This window comes from Flavobacterium sp. LC2016-23 (assembly GCF_009674775.1).
GTDB lineage: Bacteria > Bacteroidota > Bacteroidia > Flavobacteriales > Flavobacteriaceae > Flavobacterium.
The window spans coordinates 71,451-89,448 of record NZ_WKKE01000018.1; the positions used below are offsets into that span (position 1 = coordinate 71,451).

Annotated in this window: 14 protein-coding genes; 6 read left to right on the top strand and 8 right to left on the bottom strand. The window is 38.0% G+C overall.

Translation table 11 applies throughout. The features are described 5' to 3' along the window. The first annotated feature begins 13 nt into the window (after positions 1–13). Positions 14–1,618 (top strand): fumarate hydratase, encoded by a 1,605-nt coding sequence (locus GJU43_RS16040; protein ID WP_154341855.1) that lies wholly within the window; start codon positions 14–16, stop codon positions 1,616–1,618. A 164-nt stretch (positions 1,619–1,782) separates the two neighbouring features. Here the strand turns inward: GJU43_RS16040 and GJU43_RS16045 are convergent, their stop codons facing one another. From GJU43_RS16045 to GJU43_RS16055, 3 genes are all read right to left on the bottom strand, one after another. Further along, positions 1,783–2,283 carry a PAS domain-containing protein gene (locus GJU43_RS16045; protein ID WP_154341857.1) on the bottom strand — a complete coding sequence of 167 codons (501 nt, stop codon included), beginning with the start codon at positions 2,281–2,283 and terminating at the stop codon, positions 1,783–1,785. A gap of 98 nt (positions 2,284–2,381) precedes the next feature. Then, a complete protein-coding gene (gene dinB / locus GJU43_RS16050; RefSeq protein WP_154341859.1) occupies positions 2,382–3,464 on the bottom strand; it encodes a DNA polymerase IV in 1,083 nt (360 codons plus the stop codon). Positions 3,465–3,548: 84 nt separating this feature from the next. Continuing rightward, a complete protein-coding gene (locus GJU43_RS16055; RefSeq protein WP_154341861.1) occupies positions 3,549–6,311 on the bottom strand; it encodes a M4 family metallopeptidase in 2,763 nt (920 codons plus the stop codon). Positions 6,312–6,787: 476 nt separating this feature from the next. On the opposite strand from GJU43_RS16055, the gene GJU43_RS16060 reads away from it, so the two are divergent. Beyond that, a complete protein-coding gene (locus GJU43_RS16060; RefSeq protein ID WP_154341863.1) occupies positions 6,788–7,522 on the top strand; it encodes a metallophosphoesterase family protein in 735 nt (244 codons plus the stop codon). Positions 7,523–7,575: 53 nt separating this feature from the next. After that, on the top strand, positions 7,576–8,103 hold the full coding sequence (locus GJU43_RS16065; RefSeq protein WP_154341865.1) for a DUF6646 family protein: 528 nt from the start codon (positions 7,576–7,578) through the stop codon (positions 8,101–8,103). Between the two features lie 117 nt (positions 8,104–8,220). Here the strand turns inward: GJU43_RS16065 and GJU43_RS16070 are convergent, their stop codons facing one another. The 5 genes from GJU43_RS16070 to GJU43_RS16090 form a co-directional block, all read right to left on the bottom strand. After that, positions 8,221–8,877 (bottom strand): 3-oxoacid CoA-transferase subunit B, encoded by a 657-nt coding sequence (locus GJU43_RS16070; RefSeq protein ID WP_154341867.1) that lies wholly within the window; start codon positions 8,875–8,877, stop codon positions 8,221–8,223. Positions 8,878–9,101: 224 nt separating this feature from the next. Then, positions 9,102–9,803: a CoA transferase subunit A gene (locus GJU43_RS16075; RefSeq protein ID WP_154341869.1), complete on the bottom strand. Its 702-nt coding sequence runs from the start codon at positions 9,801–9,803 to the stop codon at positions 9,102–9,104. Between the two features lie 469 nt (positions 9,804–10,272). Next, complete coding sequence (locus GJU43_RS16080) at positions 10,273–12,579, bottom strand: penicillin-binding protein 1A (RefSeq protein ID WP_154341871.1); 2,307 nt, start codon at positions 12,577–12,579, stop codon at positions 10,273–10,275. 12 nt (positions 12,580–12,591) lie between these two features. Further along, positions 12,592–13,071, bottom strand: coding sequence for a gliding motility lipoprotein GldH (locus GJU43_RS16085; protein WP_127338885.1), 480 nt, complete (start codon positions 13,069–13,071; stop codon positions 12,592–12,594). Beyond that, positions 13,055–14,407 (bottom strand): regulatory iron-sulfur-containing complex subunit RicT, encoded by a 1,353-nt coding sequence (locus GJU43_RS16090; protein WP_154341873.1) that lies wholly within the window; start codon positions 14,405–14,407, stop codon positions 13,055–13,057. The genes GJU43_RS16085 and GJU43_RS16090 overlap by 17 nt, the downstream gene beginning before the upstream one ends. A 425-nt stretch (positions 14,408–14,832) precedes the next feature. On the opposite strand from GJU43_RS16090, the gene GJU43_RS16095 reads away from it, so the two are divergent. Genes GJU43_RS16095 through GJU43_RS16105 form a run of 3 tightly spaced genes read left to right on the top strand, consistent with a single transcriptional unit; the run spans position 14,833 to position 17,951 of the window. Then, positions 14,833–16,014, top strand: coding sequence for an ankyrin repeat domain-containing protein (locus GJU43_RS16095; RefSeq protein ID WP_154341875.1), 1,182 nt, complete (start codon positions 14,833–14,835; stop codon positions 16,012–16,014). A gap of 28 nt (positions 16,015–16,042) precedes the next feature. Further along, positions 16,043–17,389, top strand: coding sequence for an ankyrin repeat domain-containing protein (locus GJU43_RS16100; protein ID WP_229655067.1), 1,347 nt, complete (start codon positions 16,043–16,045; stop codon positions 17,387–17,389). A 19-nt stretch (positions 17,390–17,408) separates the two neighbouring features. Continuing rightward, complete coding sequence (locus GJU43_RS16105) at positions 17,409–17,951, top strand: hypothetical protein (protein ID WP_154341879.1); 543 nt, start codon at positions 17,409–17,411, stop codon at positions 17,949–17,951. The last annotated feature ends 47 nt before the right edge of the window (positions 17,952–17,998 follow it).

The following is a 17,998-nucleotide window of genomic DNA, read 5'->3' on the forward strand; positions in this document are numbered from 1 at the left end:
AGAAAAACAAGCAATGATTGATTTTATATACCAGGATCCTTATCCCATCTTAAAGGATGACACCCAATACCGCAAAATCACTTCCGATTTTGTAAAAGTAGAACAATTCGGAGAACGCGAAATTCTGACGGTTGACCCAAAAGGTCTGGAATTATTAGCCGAAGAAGCTTTAACTGACGTTTCGTTTATGCTGAGAACAACGCATTTACAAAAACTCCGTAACATTTTAGACGATCCCGAAGCGACCGATAACGACCGTTTTGTGGCGTACAACTTACTGCAAAATGCTACTGTAGCCGCTGAAGGTCAGCTGCCAAGCTGCCAGGATACCGGAACGGCCATCGTAATGGCCAAAAAAGGAGAAAGCATCTTTACCGGTGTCGACGACGCAGAATGGCTGAGTAAAGGAATTTTTAATACCTACCAAAAACGTAACTTACGCTATTCGCAAATTGTTCCAATTTCGATGTTTGAAGAAAAGAATTCCGGTTCGAATCTTCCGGCGCAAATTGATATTTATGCTAAAAAAGGAGCTTCTTACGAGTTCTTGTTTATGGCGAAAGGAGGAGGCTCTGCCAACAAAACCTTTTTATACCAAAAAACAAAATCGCTTTTAAACGATAAAGCAATGGATGAGTTCATCCGCGAAAAAATAAAAGATTTAGGTACTTCAGCCTGTCCTCCGTACCATTTGGCTTTGGTAATTGGCGGAACTTCGGCGGAAGCCAATTTAGGGGCCGTTAAAAAAGCTTCTGCAGGGTACTACGATCATTTGCCTACTTCAGGAAACATGGCCGGTCAGGCTTTTCGTGATCTAGAATGGGAAGAACGTGTACAGAAAATTTGCCAGGAAAGCGCTATCGGAGCTCAGTTTGGCGGGAAATACTTTACGCACGACGTGCGTGTCATTCGTCTTCCGCGTCATGCCGCGTCCTGCCCGGTTGGATTGGGAGTTTCCTGTTCTGCTGACCGAAATATCAAAGGAAAAATTACAAAAGACGGCATATTCGTGGAGCAATTAGAGGTAAATCCAAAACAGTTCTTACCGGAAACAGCACCACATTTAGAAGCACCGGTTGAAATTGACCTGAATATGCCAATGGCAGATATTTTAGCCAAACTAACGCAATATCCAATCAAAACCCGTTTAAAACTAAATGGAACTGTAATTGTAGCCCGTGATATCGCGCATGCCAAAATCATGGAATTATTAGAATCCGGTCAGCCAATGCCGGAGTATTTCAAAAATCACCCGGTTTACTATGCAGGTCCTGCCAAAACTCCTGAAGGAATGGCATCAGGAAGTTTCGGACCCACAACAGCCGGTCGTATGGACGTTTATGTAGATGAATTTCAAAAACATGGCGGAAGTATGATTATGCTGGCAAAAGGAAACAGATCTAAACAGGTTACTACAGCCTGCAAAACCTATGGTGGATTCTATCTGGGTTCTATTGGAGGTCCGGCGGCTATTTTGGCGCAGGATAACATTCTGAAGGTAGAAGTAGTTGATTTTGAAGAATTAGGAATGGAAGCTGTTCGTAAAATCACGGTAAAAGATTTTCCTGCTTTTATCATTACGGATGATAAGGGGAATGATTTCTTTGAGAATTTATAGTTTTTATTAACCGCAAGGTAGCAAGGCTTTACGCTAGGTTCGCAAAGATTAAAACAATAAAACCGCCCAAAAGGCGGTTTTATTGTTTTAATCTTTGAAAAGTATTGATTTTCTAATCACGTTTTACTCATAACTTAAAACTCATAACTCATCACTTTTCTCCCTCACGCACTTAATTCTTCCTTCTCGAAAGCGATATAATGCGATAGTTTTCCTTTTAAGTTGAAGACCGGAGAACCGTAAATCCTGCAGATATAGATTTTACCGTTTTTCTTGTAATTTTTGATGGTTTTCTCAAATGGAATTTCCAGTTCAATTGCTTTTCTTATTTCTTTTAAATCCGTTTTAGAAGTTGCTGCTCCCTGAAACATCTTTGGTGTTTTTCCCAGGACTTCACTTTCAGTATATCCTGTCATCTTTTTTATGCCGCTGGAAGCGAAAACAATCTTCATATTAACGTCCGTAATCACTACAACTTCTTCTTTAAGACGTTCGCCTATATTCAGGTTCTCTTCATCCCACGCAAAATGAGACGAAATTTCTTTTACTTTTTTTAAATCGGTAAAAGTAACTTTCAATTCATTCAGATATTCATAATGAAAATCCCACGCCATGATAGGAACTGAATTATGATTGGACATTTCTTCTAATTTGGCTTTTTTCATGCTCAATAATTTAATAGCGACTACAAGTCTTCTCTAAAGGTAGAGAGAAATTTCATCACAAAACAAAAAACTAATCTATTTAACGCTCTTTAAATGTATCAAAATTCAAATTTCAACTGAACGACAACAGCCTTTTTCTCCTCTGTGTTCAGGTTGTTCATTGAAATTCCCAGCAAACGTACGGAATCTTTCATTCTTTCCTGATATAAAAGTTCCTCCACTATTTCCATAATCAGACTTTTGTCTGAAATAAAATAAGGTAAGGTTTTGCTGCGGGTTTGTTGTGTAAAATCGCTGTATTTGATTTTAAGCGTAACCGTTTTTCCGGAAATCTTATGTTTCTTCAGACGTTTTTCTAAGGAAACAGCGATCCGTTCGAGCTGTTCTAACATAAAAATTTCCGACGATAAATTGACATCAAAAGTATGTTCCGCCGCTACAGACTTGGTTATCCGATACGGTTTAACTTCGCTGTTATGAATGCCGCGAACCACTTTATAATAAAAGGTTCCGGATTTCCCGAAATGTTTCTCCAGGAACTCCTGCGATTTACTTTTCAGATCATTTCCGGTAAAAATACCCAGTTGGTACATTTTTTCGGTGGTTACTTTCCCAACTCCATAAAACTTCCGAATGGGCAATTCTTCCAGGAAGGCCGGAATCTCGTCTGGGTTTACTGTTTTCTGTCCGTTTGGTTTGTTAATATCGCTCGCAATTTTAGCCACAAATTTATTGACCGAAATCCCCGCCGAAGCCGTAAGACCTACTTCATTCAGAATTCTTAGTCTGATTTCCTGGGCCAGTAGACTTGCGCTGGGATTTCCTTTTTTATTTTGGGTGACATCCAGATACGCCTCGTCCAGCGAAAGCGGTTCGACCAGATCGGTATAGTCATGAAAAATTTCATGAATTTTACCCGAAATCTCCTTGTATCGATCAAAACGTGGCCTGACAAAGATAATTTCGGGACAATATCTTTTGGCCAGAACACCGCTTAGGGCACTGCGAACACCAAACTTTCGGGCCTCATAACTTGCTGCCGCAACTACTCCTCTATTCTCTGATCCTCCAACTGCAACAGGTTTCCCGCGTAAAGCAGGATTATCCATTTGCTCTACCGAAGCATAAAAAGCATCCATATCTATATGGATAATTTTTCTATATGGAGGGGTTTCAGACATAGTACAAATTTAAGCAGTTTTATAAACTTTAGGTACAAAAAAAGCCCCGCAATTGCGAGGCCTTTAGTATTTTAAAAACAGAACTTATTTTTTGATAAACTTCTTGGTAACTCTTTTTTGAGCACCATTGAATTCAATAAAATAGATTCCGGTATTTAATTTGCTTACATCAATTGGATTTTCAGATAAGTGACCTGAACTTACCCTTTGACCTAAAGCGTTTGTGATTGTAAAGTCTGATCCCGTTTTATCGGATAGTGAAATATTCAATTCATTGTCAACAGGATTTGGATACAAGGTAATATCGGAACTTAGTTTATCAGCTATGGCGATTTCATTCACTTCTACTATTCCTGAAGCTGTAATGTTTACGGAATAATCTTCTACCTGTCCATAAGAAAAACTCTCACAAGCTGTTGGAATACCATTGTATTTCATCGAAACTCTCAACCTTGTTGTTCCAAGTGTTGCCGTTGCAGGAATTGTAATCGATCCCGAAACCGGAGTTGTTGTTGACGCACTTTTTGTCCAAACCGTTTCTCCGCTGTCAGAGAAATCTCCATCCTGGTTGTAATCAATAAATACGGCATATCCTTCACTGTACACAGAAGAAGTCCATGATGGTGTAATAGTAATGGTATAAGCTGTTCCTCTTCCTGCATTTGTAGAAATGGCTGTCAGATTCTCGTAACCCGTTGTTCCTGTAGAAGTATTGTTGATCGTACCAAATACTACTTTACCAATTCGTTCATCAGAAGCACTGTTCCCTTTTGAAGTACAATAGGTCACCGAACCTGCCAATGTTGTCACATTTACAGTGTTACTGGCTGCAGAAACATTTCCAGCGGCATCTTTCGCTTTTACAGAAAAGGTATAAGCTGTTGAAGCTGTAAGTCCTGTTACAGTATAACTTGTTGTGGTAACCGTGCCTTTTAGAGTAGTTCCCTGATAAACATCGTATCCGGTTACGGCAACATTATCTGTAGCGGCAGTCCACGTTAAATTGGTCGTTGTTCCGGTAGTTCCTGAAGCTGCTAAAGAAGACGGTGCTGATGGCGCAGTTGTATCTCCTGATCCGCCTGAATACGCTGCTCCGACACCAACGGCGTAAAAGGCATTGGTTGTTGCGATAACCTCAGCTGAACCTGCTCCGTATAAATCGATAGCAGACTGAATTCCGTAAGTTCTGGCAGTCGCATAAGTAGAGTTCGCAGATAAGTAGTTGCTTTCTAAACGATACGCAATTTTTGCTGCTTTATCAATTGTGATCCCTGTAACATTATAGGCATTTCCAAGATCATTTGTTCCTGATTTACCTACTGAAAGAATATAAAACCAGTGATTTAATACTCCCGAATTGGTATGCACTCCACATTGGTCATTATTGTTAGTCGGCGTACAATTTACATTTACCCAATAGGTTCCTCCGTAAGTGTCCGGCTGACCTTCAGAATTTGGATCACTCATAGAGCGCAAAGCCAAATGTCCTGATCTTCTTTCGATATCTTCACCAACCAGCCAGGTTGATTTTGTAGGCGCAGCACGGTATTCGATACAAGCTCCCCAAATATCAGAAAAACCTTCATTCATCGCACCCGATTCTTTTTGATAGGCCAAATTTGCGGTATACGTACAAACCGCATGACCGATTTCGTGACCTGCAACGTCCATAGCCGTTAAGATATCAAATCCTCCGGTTCCGGTTCCGTCACCGTACGTCATAACACTTCCGTTCCAGAAGGCATTATTGTTATTCGGGTAACCTGCAGCTACTAGATTATAATGCACATAACTTTTAATTTTAGCTCCGGCGTCATCATAACTGTTTCTGCCATGAACTGCTGACCAGTAATCGTAAGTCATTTCAGCACCCCAATGTGCATCAAGTGCCCCATTGTCTTTATTGGTGTTATTGTATTCGATCCAGTTATTATCGGCATCGGTAAAATTGGTTGTAGGATACGTTGCTGTTCTCGCAGAGTTGTACGTCTGGATTCCATTTCCACGCGTTCCGTCTGATAAAATATAAGAAGATCCGCTTAGTGTCGTCTGTATAGTTTGTGTTCCGCTGTAACGTGTTGCCGCATTAGCAGCCACAACCGCCATTTTTGCATTTACACTGTTTTCATTCGCAGCAGCTTTTGATTTTCCATGAACGTTTTCGCCAAGGTGTTTGATCGTTGCATTATAAAACAGGGCTTGTCCTGTAACAGCATCGATATACAAATCACCACGGCTTAAAGGATTGGTGGCATAAATATCAAATTTATATGCCAAACGAACTTTATCAGTAGTTCGTTCTTTGCCCTGGTTTTCCATATCCGGTAAGAAAACCAATTCTCCTTTCGGCTTTGCATAATCCATTGCGGCAGCATCCTGTGGCGAATCCCAAAGATAGGTTTTAGCGCCGGTAAGGGCGACTGCCCTGTTGAAAGCTTCCTGTGCAGAAAGGGCCGGTTTTACTTTCGCATTTACAATTTTGTAAAACTCGCCATTCATCGACTGTAGTTTTCCATTTTTTGAATGCAAAGTATAATTGGCAAATTCTACTTTAATTCCTTGTTCATACAACTGAAATTTTTCATGGGTAAAACCCTCGCGATCTGATTCGCTTTTAATTTTCGAAAAAGACTGGTTGTCTTTCAGGGCCAATTGTTCTTTAAATACTTTATCATAATCAGAGCCTTTATAGGTTGATTTGTCACTGAAAGTAATTAAACTTGGCTCTCCGTTTTCAGATAAACTTTTCTGACTTATTCTTTTATCTGTTTCCTGAGCGAATGCAGATAATGAAAATGCAAATGCAGCAACCGTTGTTGTTACAATTCTGGGTAATGTACTTTTCATAAGCAATTTTGAATTTTGGTTAGTTAAAAAGGGGTTAAAAATCATCAAATAAATTATGTAAGTAAATACTTTATTTGAGTGATAAAAATATATAAATTTTGTTAATTAAACGGATAAATTTACCTTTTATCGATAAAATACAACATTTAGACGGGTAAAAACACTTAAAAATAACAAGAAATCTCAGGTTTGACAATGCCTTACAGATTAAACAACTACAGTACTGAAAACTAACATTTTATATAAAAAAATAACTTTTTTGACCTTTTTTTACTGTGCGAAAGCGAAAACTGACCCATTTTAAATTGAAATTTCAAGCGAAAAAAGCGGGAATTATCTTCAAGACTGTATTTTTTGTAAAGCAAAACTTAGATTAAACTTCGAAAAAGGATTTTTTCTGACATTTATAAAGATTCTTAACTTAATGGGTAAAACAAATCATTTTCTTTATTTTTGCCTACACGAAATAATACAAAATGCGAACATTTGTTATAGGTGACATACACGGGGGATTACTAGCACTTGAGCAAGTGCTGGAGAAAGCGAATGTTACCGAAAAAGATACTCTTATATTTTTAGGCGATTATGTTGACGGCTGGAGTCATTCGACGCAGGTGATTGATTTTTTAATTGACCTTAAAAGCAAACAAAACTGCATTTGCATCAGGGGAAATCACGATCAGCTGGCAATGGACTGGCTGGAAAACAGACATGAAGACTTTGATGAAGAAATGTGGTACAAACATGGCGGAAAAGCTACTGTTGAAGGATACTCCAAACTTTCTGAAGAAAAAAAGAAAGAACACATTGCCTTTTTGGAATCTTTACAGGATTATCACCTGGACGATCAGAACCGTTTATTTGTCCACGCCGGATTTACAAATCTAAGTGGTGTAACCTACGAATTCTTTTCTAAATTATTCTACTGGGACAGAACCCTTTGGGAGTCAGCACTAGCTTTGGATCCGAATTTAAAACCCGACGATCTGTACTATCCAAAACGTTTGACCGTTTACAAAGAAGTTTATATTGGCCATACACCGGTCACCCGAATCGGTAAAACGGTTCCGGTACAAAAAGCCTGTGTCTGGAATGTGGATACGGGCGCTGCCTTCAAAGGTCCGTTGACGATTATGAACGTTGATACCAAGGAATTTTGGCAAAGCGATCCTTTGAACGAACTGTATTCTAACGAAAGAGGTAGGAATTGATTTCTAAAAAGTTATTTTTGCACTTTAGAAATAATTAAAAATTTAAAAAATTTATGAAAAAGGTAATTACACTATTGTTTTTAGTAACATTTGGAATCACACAAGCACAAAAAGCTTTTACAGGAAAAGGTGATGTGAAAGTTAATGTTGGTGCTAATCTGCAAGATGGTGGTTCCGGAATTCAGGGTTCTGTGGATTTTGGATTAGGAGAAAACTTCTCATTTGGTTTTGTTGCTAATTATTTATTGGGCGTAGACAACTTTTCCGGTTTTTACCGTGGTAATACAGCTGTATACAATGATTCTAGAGCAGACTTCAAAGATCGTTTTGATGCTAAAGCAAGAATTAATGCCAATTTATCAAGCGTAATTGGCGTTGAGCAATTAGATGTATATCCTGGATTAAGTATAGGGTTACACAATTTCGGAGGTCATGTTGGAGGTCGTTACTTCTTTACGGACGGATTTGGCGTTTTCACAGAGCTTGGATTTCCTATTGCAAAATACGGAAACAACGACGATCCTTTTTACCACTTAAACAATCAGGCTACTTTTAGTTTAGGAGCTTCTTTTAATTTGTAAAATTAAACCTCAGGGTTCTATAAGGTTTGTTTCGTGCAAAATGCAAAGTCACAAAACTTTATAAATAACAAAAACCGCCTGAAATCAGGCGGTTTTTTATTTTAGCAAAGTATTTATTTAAAGGACCATTTCCGGTATTTCTCCCTCAATTATTAAATCTGCTTCAGTTGAAGCAATAATATGCTCTACAGAAACGCCTGGCGCTCTTTCTAAGAGCTTAAAACCTTTTTCTGTCACTTCGAGAACCGCAAGCTCCGTTACTACCTTTTTAACGCATCCTACTCCTGTTAATGGCAAAGTACATTTTTTCAGGATTTTAGATTCTCCGGCCTTGTTTACATGCATCATGGCTACAATGATATTTTCAGCCGAAGCCACCAGATCCATTGCGCCTCCCATTCCTTTTACCATTTTACCCGGAATTTTCCAGTTGGCGATATCTCCGTTTTCAGAAACTTCCATGGCACCCAAAATAGTTAAATCTACTTTCTGGCTTCGAATCATTCCGAAACTAAAAGCAGAATCAAAGAAACTGGCTCCCGGAAGTGTTGTTATCGTTTGTTTTCCTGCATTAATGATATCGGCATCTTCTTCTCCTTCAAAAGGAAAAGGTCCCATACCCAGAACCCCATTTTCACTTTGGAATTCCACCGCAATATCGTGTCTCACATAATTCGCCACCAAAGTCGGAATCCCGATACCAAGATTGACAAAATACCTGTCTTTTACTTCTTTCGCAATTCGTTTTGCTATATCTTCTTTACTAAGTCCCATATTTTATAATGTGTCAATTAGAGCATTTGATAATTAGATAATTTTAAACATTATCTAATTGCCTCATTATCTCAATTATCTAATTCCTTGTTCTCACCGTTCTTTGCTCAATTCGCTTTGCTATATCTTCTTTACTAAGTCCCATATTTTTTAATGTGTCAATTAGAGCATTTGATAATTAGATAATTTTAAACATTATCTAATTGCCTCATTATCTCAATTATCTAATTCCTTGTTCTCACCGTTCTTTGCTCAATTCTCTTTTCGAATTTTTCTCCCTGAAAGATACGCTGTACCATAATTCCCGGAATATGGATCTGATTAGGATCTAATGATCCCACCGGCACCAGTTCTTCAACCTCAGCAATAGTAATTTTTCCTGCTCCGGCCATACAGGCGTTAAAGTTTCTGGCGGTTCCTTTAAAAATAAGATTTCCGGCTTCGTCCCCTTTCCATGCTTTTACAATGGCAAAATCTGCTTTGAAAGCTTCTTCCATAATGTGCATTTTTCCGTTGAATTCGCGTGCTTCTTTTCCTTCAGCCACTTCCGTTCCGTAACCGGCTGGTGTAAAGAAAGCGGGAATTCCGGCCTGTGCTGCACGGCAACGTTCCGCCAAAGTTCCTTGTGGTGTCAGTTCTACATCCAGTTCTCCCGAAAGCATCTGACGTTCGAACTCGGCATTTTCTCCTACATAAGAAGAAATCATTTTTTTGATTTGTTTCTTTTGCAAAAGCAGTCCAAGTCCAAAATCATCCACTCCTGCATTATTCGAGATACAGGTTAAATCAGAAATAGGTGTATTTACTAAGGCTGCTATTGTATTTTCGGGAATCCCGCAAAGTCCAAAACCACCAAACATTATAGTCATTCCGCTTTCGATTCCTGCTATGGCTTCCTGAACGTTATTTACTTTTTTTGTAATCATAACAAATGGTCTTTATTATCGTATATTTTTGATAAAAATAAGATTTTTAGATTAAATTATAACGATTTCGTAAGAAATAAAATAACCTCATCTATTCATTAGAACGTAACTTGGGAAAGACTAATTTACGCACAAGGAAAAACTCTCGCAGATTTAGCAGATCTGGGAGATTTTTGGTTCACGCAAAGTCGCAGAGTTGATTGCTTGGCTATTTTGTGTGAACTATCTTTGGATTTATATTTAGCATGACTTCATTAAACCAATTACAGATTTTTTGGTTCACGCAAAGACGCAGAGTCGCAAAGTTATATTCCTTGGCGATTTTGCGTGATTATTGTTTCCCAGGCAAATTTAGTTCGATCTTGCTAAAGTAATCACAGAACAGCTCATCATAGATCACAAAAAAATCCTTTTGTTCTTCCGGATTCAGGAGGTGCAAAAGGATTTTTATTGGAGAAACGAAATTAAACTAGAGTTCGAATTCGTCTGTGTTTTGTTCTGTTTGTGTCGTATCTTTTACAACCGCAGGTCTGGTATAACAATCTACTTTTATAGAAAGATTAGCCGGGCGCTCGAACTCAGCTTTTGAAACCTGAAGTGTCGGATCGGCATAGCAAAGTTTCATAAAGTAAGCCCAAACCGGTAATGCAGCTGTTGCTCCCTGTCCGTACGTCAAACTTTTGAAACGTGCGGAACGGTCTTCACAACCTACCCAAACACCCGTTACCAGATTCGGAACCATTCCCATAAACCAACCGTCTGACTGGTTTTGTGTTGTTCCTGTTTTACCTGCAATCGGGTTGGTAAACATGTACGGATATCCTGTCCAGCGATTATCACCGCTTCCTCCGCCCTGTGTACGTAAACGTGCACCTGAGCCTGTTTCCGTTACCCCCTGAAGTAATTTGATTACTGCAAAAGCAATGTCTTTATTCAGAACGTCGTGTGATTCCGGAATCGGTTCATAAATAACCTCTCCGCTTTTGTTTTCGATACGGCTTAAAAATTGCGGTTTTACATACACACCCTGGTTTGCAAATGTGCTGTAAGCAGCAACCATGTCTTCAACCGTAATATCAACAGCACCTAATGCAATTGAAGGCTGTACCGGGATTTCTGTTTTTACTCCTAATTTCTTTGTTAATTCAACAACAGCCTCAGGACCTGTTCTGTCAATTAATTTTGCAGAAACGGTATTGATAGAATTGGCCAAACCTTGTTTTAAGGTAACCATTCCACGGTATCTGTTGTCCGAGTTTCTTGGTTCCCAGTCTTCCGTTACGTGGTGACGTCCTTTATGAATCATAAACGGTCCGTCAAGTATTGAATCACAAGGAGACATATTCAATTGTTCGATTGCAGTAGCGTACACAAACGGCTTAAAAGTAGAACCAACCTGTCTTGCTCCCTGACCCACGTGATCGTACTGGAAATATTTATAATTGATTCCCCCAACCCAGGCTTTTATATTTCCGGTTTGAGGCTCCATCGCCATTAAACCTGATTGTAAAAAGTGTTTGTAATAACGAATGGAATCCAGTGGAGTCATCGTAGTATCGCGTTCGCCTTTCCACGTAAATATGCGCATTTTCGTTTTTACTTTGAATGAATTGATAATATCATCCTCACTTTTATCCATATCCTTCATGATTGCCCAGCGCGTAGAATTCTTCATGGCCTGCATCATAATACGATCTGTTTCTGCTTTGGTAATGTTTACGAAGGGAGCATTTTTATTGTTTTTCATTTCAATAAAAAACTGCTGCTGCAGGTTTTTCATGTGTGCAGAAACGGCTTCTTCAGCATATTGCTGCATTCTGGAATCGATAGTTGTGTAAATTTTTAAACCATCTTTGTAGATATCATAATCCGAACCATCGGGTTTTTTATTTTCAGCAACCCATTTTTTCATGTAATCACGAAGGTATTCTCTGAAATAGGTAGCTGTTCCTTCACGATGACTCTCCAGTTTAAATTTTAAGGCAATTGGCAAAGCCTGCAATCTTAATTTTTCAGCAGAAGAAATCATTTTTGCTTTTTCCATCTGAGAAAGTACCACATTACGGCGGTTCTTCACCCCTTCCGGATTTCTAACAGGATTGTATAATCCTGAATTTTTGAACATTCCAACCAAAATAGCCGATTCGTCCATTGTTAAATCTTTCGGGTCTTTCGAAAAATAGGTTTGTGCGGCAGAACTTACTCCAACTGAATAATTTCCGAAATCATAGACGTTGCAGTACATCGCCAGAATTTCATTTTTTGTATATTGTCTTTCCAGACGAATTGCAATAATCCATTCTTTTATTTTTTGTACAATCCTGAAAGGAAGAAATTTAGATCCTTCTCCATGAAACAATTGTTTTGCTAACTGCTGTGTTAAGGTACTTGCTCCTCCATTTGTTCCTAAGGTAAAAACAGCTCTTAAAGTTCCGCGTCCGTCAATTCCTGAATGCTCGTAAAAACGGGCATCTTCGGTAGCAACCAACGCCTCGACCAAACTTTTTGGCAGATCTGAATATTTAAGCTGCGATCTGTTGGTCTTGAAATATTTACCGATCACCACTCCGTCTGAAGAGATGATTTCTGTAGCTAAATTAGAATCCGGATTCTCTAAATCTTCAAAAGAAGGCATGGAACCGAATAATCCCCATGAAGCAAATAAAAAGAAAGCTAAAATGCCTAATAACGTATAAGCAAAAATTCGCCAGAATTTATTTTTATAGTAGTTAATGTCTTTAACACTATTGGTTTGATTGTTTTTTTTAGTAGCCATAAATATATTCGTCTAATCTTTTTGTTCTATTCTAAAACCTACGTCTGTAATACCTTCCAAAGCCTGAACACCCGGAATCTTACCTGATTCCCTGACGGCTTGTTTGATGTGTACTTTATATTTCCCTCTAAACTTTACATCTTCTTTGTAATACAGTTTACTTTCTTTTATGTCTGTAAAACCGTTTCCTAACAACGTCCCGTCCGGATTTGCCATCTGGTATTCTAAGGTATCCACTTTCGTAAATCCGCTTGGTGTCTCAATAGCTACAATCAAAAACAAATTATTGAACGGATAATTGTTATTGTCTCTCAAATTTACAAACAAATTGTACTTTTTCGTAGAATCCAGAACTGGCAGGTCGAAAGTAACAACACTGTCTTTGTGCCAGGCACTGCCAACAGATTTGTATTCATCAAATACTCTTTTTTTATCACAGGAAAAAAGAAGTATCGCTGCCAAAATAAGAATTCCGCTATTTTTTATTCTCATTTTTAGTAATAATTATAGGTTTTCTAGGTTCTGCCGGCTTATTGTCATTCGAATTATTAGCTTTATTCGATTGATTTGGCTTGTTATTATTCGGCCTGTTTCCTTTGTTTGGATTATTTCCTTTATTTGAATTTCCTCCGGCAGGCTTGTTTTGGTTTGGAGTTGCCTGAGGTTTGTTTGGAGTTGCCACAATCGCAGCTTCAGCATTTGGTTTGCGTTTGCGGTTTGGTTTTTTCTTTCTTTTTGGCTGATCAAAACGGGTTAGACTTTCCTGACCCATCGCGTTATTAAAATCTTTTTCAGGTTCTAAGATAACCTCTATAGCAAAATCTTCCAGAGAAGAAACTTTATTTTTCAGTTTGTTTTCAGCCATAATTTCTTTGACCTGATCAATTTTCAACACATGCCAGTTTGCAAAATTATTCGTGTACGCAAACCACATCAAACCTTTGAAAATATCCTGTTTCTGACAGATGGCATCTCCTTTTTCGGTTACTAATTTGGTATCGTAATCCGGAAAATCTTTCAGGGCATCCATATAAGTATCAAGCTCATAATTCAGACAGCACTTTAATTTTCCGCATTGTCCCGCTAATTTCTGAGGGTTCAGTGAAAGCTGCTGGTAACGTGCCGCTGAAGTATTAACGCTTCTGAAATCGGTTAACCAGGTTGAACAGCAAAGTTCTCTTCCGCAAGAACCAATTCCGCCCAGACGTGCCGCTTCCTGACGGAAACCAACTTGTTTCATCTCGACTCTTGTACTGAATTCTTTTGCAAAATCCTTAATCAAAAGCCTGAAATCGACCCTGTCGTTTGCGGTGTAGTAAAAAGTTGCTTTTGATCCGTCTCCCTGAAACTCGATATCGGAGATTTTCATTTCCAGTTTGTGCTGAATGGCCAGTTCACGGGCACGAACCTTCATCGGTTCTTCACGTTCACGCGCCACAGACCAGATATCAATATCTTTTTGGGAAGCTTTTCTATAGATTTTCGGCACTTCATTACTTTCGTGATTCACGCCTTTTTTCTTCATTTGAATTTTTACCAATTCGCCTGTCAAAGTAACGATTCCAATATCATGTCCCGGTGATGCAACAGTTGCTACAATATCACCGATACTTAAGGTTAATTTCTCTGAATTTCTGAAAAATTCTTTTCGTCCGTTCTTGAAACGTACCTCAACACAATCAAAAATTGCCTCTCCATTAGACGGACTCATGTTTGCGAGCCAGTCAAAAACCGTCAGTTTATTGCAGCTATCGGTGCCGCAAGTCCCATTATTTTTACAACCTTTTGGTGCACCACCATCTGAGGTTGAACAACTTGTACATGCCATAATTCTATATGTAGTGTCGCAAAAAAGCGACTTAAGTTCATAAACGTTTGATCGGTAAAGATAGTATTTTTTTTAGTTTGCTATTTAACGATTAAAACTAAAGGGGTGTTAAATAAAAAAACCTGTCTTACATTTTGCAAAACAGGCTTTCTAATCATATTTCAGAACACAATTTCTAAGTCTCTTTTACCTAATAATCTTCACCGGACATGCCTTTGCGGCCAATTCAAAACTTTCGACAGTAGCATAATTAGGAAATTTTAATGTCTAAAAACTTATTCTGTTGCTTTTACCACTTAAACTGTGATTTTTAATTTTTATCCTGAAATATATTTACGAATTTTATGTTTTGTCTTACAGCATCGTTTGTGAAGTCAATAATTACAAAGCAAACTATTATCATCATTTTTAAATATCAAATGCAAATGCAAACACAAAACCAGATTGAAAATTTCCTTTTTCAGGGAAAATTTGACGAGGCCAGAGAATCCCTGAATAACGGCGAAAACTTTAACGGGCAATATCTTCAAAATAATTTTTCTCAAATCACAGCCAAAATTATTGAAGCCAAAGAAATGGATTTCATTGACAGACTGATAAAAGCGGGTTTTATCGAGACTGATATTTACGAACTGGACAGTTTTGACAAATCAATATTCAACTCTCTTTCGAGAAATATAAAAAATGATGCAGCATCTATTTCCTTTTTCAAAGAAATAATGTCGAAAGTTGACAATAGTAACGATGAAATCAGCGATCAGACTTTATTGGGATATTGTATCGAAAAAGAAGCTGTTCCGGAAGTAATTAAAAGCTTAATAGAAGATTTTGGCTGTAATGCTACATATAAAAACAACGCACAGGAGAATTTCATTCATAAAATCGTAAACAACTATTCCCTAAATGCCGAAAAAGGAGAGGAATATATTAAAATACTACTGGAAAACGGTGTTGACATTAATGAAAAAAATGTGGTAGGCACTACACCATTGATGTATGCCGTTAAAAGAAACAAAAAGGAATATATTCCATTGCTGTTAGAAAATGGAGCTGACCCTAACGAAACAGACAATCAGCAAAACAGTTCCTTTTATTATGCAGTTGGCGAACAGTTTTCTATTCCGATGTATGAACTTTTGGCAGCATCTTCATCAGCCAATTTCAATACTATCAATAAAGACGGAAGAACCTTGCTGACCGAATTTATCCGAATGATGTCTGATTCAGACAATGATCTGAATGCACTTCAGAGATTATTGTCAGATGGTGCCGACTTAAATCACTGTGCGCACTATTACGGAAATCCAAAATCAGGCCTGGATTATATTGCGGAGAAAAAATCAGGTATTCTAAAATCGGTATTGGACAGCGGATCTATTGATGTTAACGAGCAGGACAATCAGGGAAATACCATTTTGCATAAAGTCTGCGCTTACAATGTAAATTACGATGCCGAAGCCGCAAAAGAAATCTACAAAAAGGTAAAATTACTTTTGGAAAATGGTGCAGACAAAGATATCACCAATGATAAAGACGAAAATGCTATTACACTCGCTTCTGCAGATAATCTGAAAATTAAGACTGTTGAACTTTTAATGAAAGCCTAAACTTATATAAAATCAAGATTCTATGTCAATGTCATTTATAATTGCCTGCGAAAACGGCAACCGAAAAATAGCCGAACTACTTCTTCAAAATAAAGAAGTCGATGTAAAATATACCGATGAAAAAGGGAGAACTGCACTTCATTATGCCGCCCACAGAGGATACCTGGACATTGTAAAGATATTAACTGAAGATGGTGCCGATATTAACTACGAAGATCATGAGGGAGAAACCCCTTTGTACTTTGCCTGTCTGCAAAAACAGAAACAAACGGCATTGCACTTATTGGAAAATGGTGCAGAAATTACCAAAAATGATAAATACGGAAACAGTCTTTTACATTTGGTTGTTCAAACTGCTCAAATTGAAATTGCAACAAAGTTGCTTGAAGAAGGTATCGATGTTAATCTTTTGAATAACAATGGAGAAAGTCCGCTATTATTGGCTTCAGCGAAATTAAACCGGGAAATTATTCAATTGCTGTTAGATAAAGGAGCAGATATTAATGTAACCGATAAACAAGGAAACACACCTTTGCTTTACGCCTGCTACACCAAATCGATTCCAATGGTGACCCTGCTTTTGGATAATGGTGCCGACATCAACCATGCAAATCACGCTGGCGAAAATGCTCTTTTGATTGCCTGCTACGAAACCAATCGAATGCTGGCCAAACTTTTGGTTGAGAGAGGTGCAGCTGTGTTTACATCCAACAACAATGGCTATTCTCCAATTTGGTACGCCTGCGCGAATAACCAAAAGGAAATTGTGGCTTTGTTTTTAGAAAACGGCGTCGATGTAAATTACAGTAAGCCAGTGGCCGGCGATACCTCATCTATGAATGATTATCTGGACTGGGTGTTAAGTGCCTCCAACATTTCTAACGAATCCGGTTTTACGCTGAACAGCAGTTATACTTATGGCGGCGAAAGCCTTTTGCATGTGGCTACTAAAAAAGGCAATTTAAGCATGGTAAAACTGCTTATCGAATCTGGTGCCCATATCAACATACAGGACGAATCCGGAAATACACCCTTGCATTACAGCGCGGCAAACGGAAAAAAAGATGTTGTAAAATATTTACTTGAAAATAAAGCCGATGCTTCCATTGTAAACGTAAAAGAGCAAAAAGCAATTGATTATTCAAATGTAAAAGGTTTTAATGAGATTACAGAGCTGATTCTGAAATTTGCGCCTTCAGGAACAGTTGTGAATCCAATACATACAACTTCTCAAACAGACGCACCAAAAGCCGATACTTCAAATTCAATGGAGGCAAAGAAAAAAGCCTTACTGGATCTTAAAGAGTTATTAGATGCCGGAATTTTGACAGCAGAAGAATTTGATGCTGAGAAAAGTAAAATCTTAAAAGGATAAATAACAAACAAACTTAAAAATGAAAAAAATCTTAAATACCGTTACGCTACTTTTAATAGTAATCACCACAAGTATGGTTTCTATTTCCTGTACAGACCATTCGCCCGAAAAAACTTTTGATATAGCTGCTTTAAATTCTAATTTATTATCACGCTTTGGCAGTAAGGACATCAATTTTAAACTGGATTCTGAACCTCAGATCTATGAGGAGAGCAAAAAAAACATGGTTGCTTCTTCTTATTATGATTACTTTAAATTTGATATCACCAATTTAGAAACTCAATTGAACAAAATTAAAGAAATAGAGGAAAATGATGATAATAGAGCGCTTCTTCAGGCATCGAAGGATCTATTCACTTATGCGATTGCTAAAGAAAAAGAAGGATATTTGCCGATTGCCAAAATGAAAGACGAAAAGGCCTCAACTGAACAAATACAAAAAGCAATAGCAGATTTTGATGCCTCCACTCAAAACGATATTGATGCCAAGTTTACAAAATTGATGAATGTTGCAAAAGCTTATGCCGAAAAGCATAACATTGATGCCAAATTTGGTATTTAATAACCAAACAAGTTTTAGAGAGAAAGTAAAACCCTATTTTGTAATGA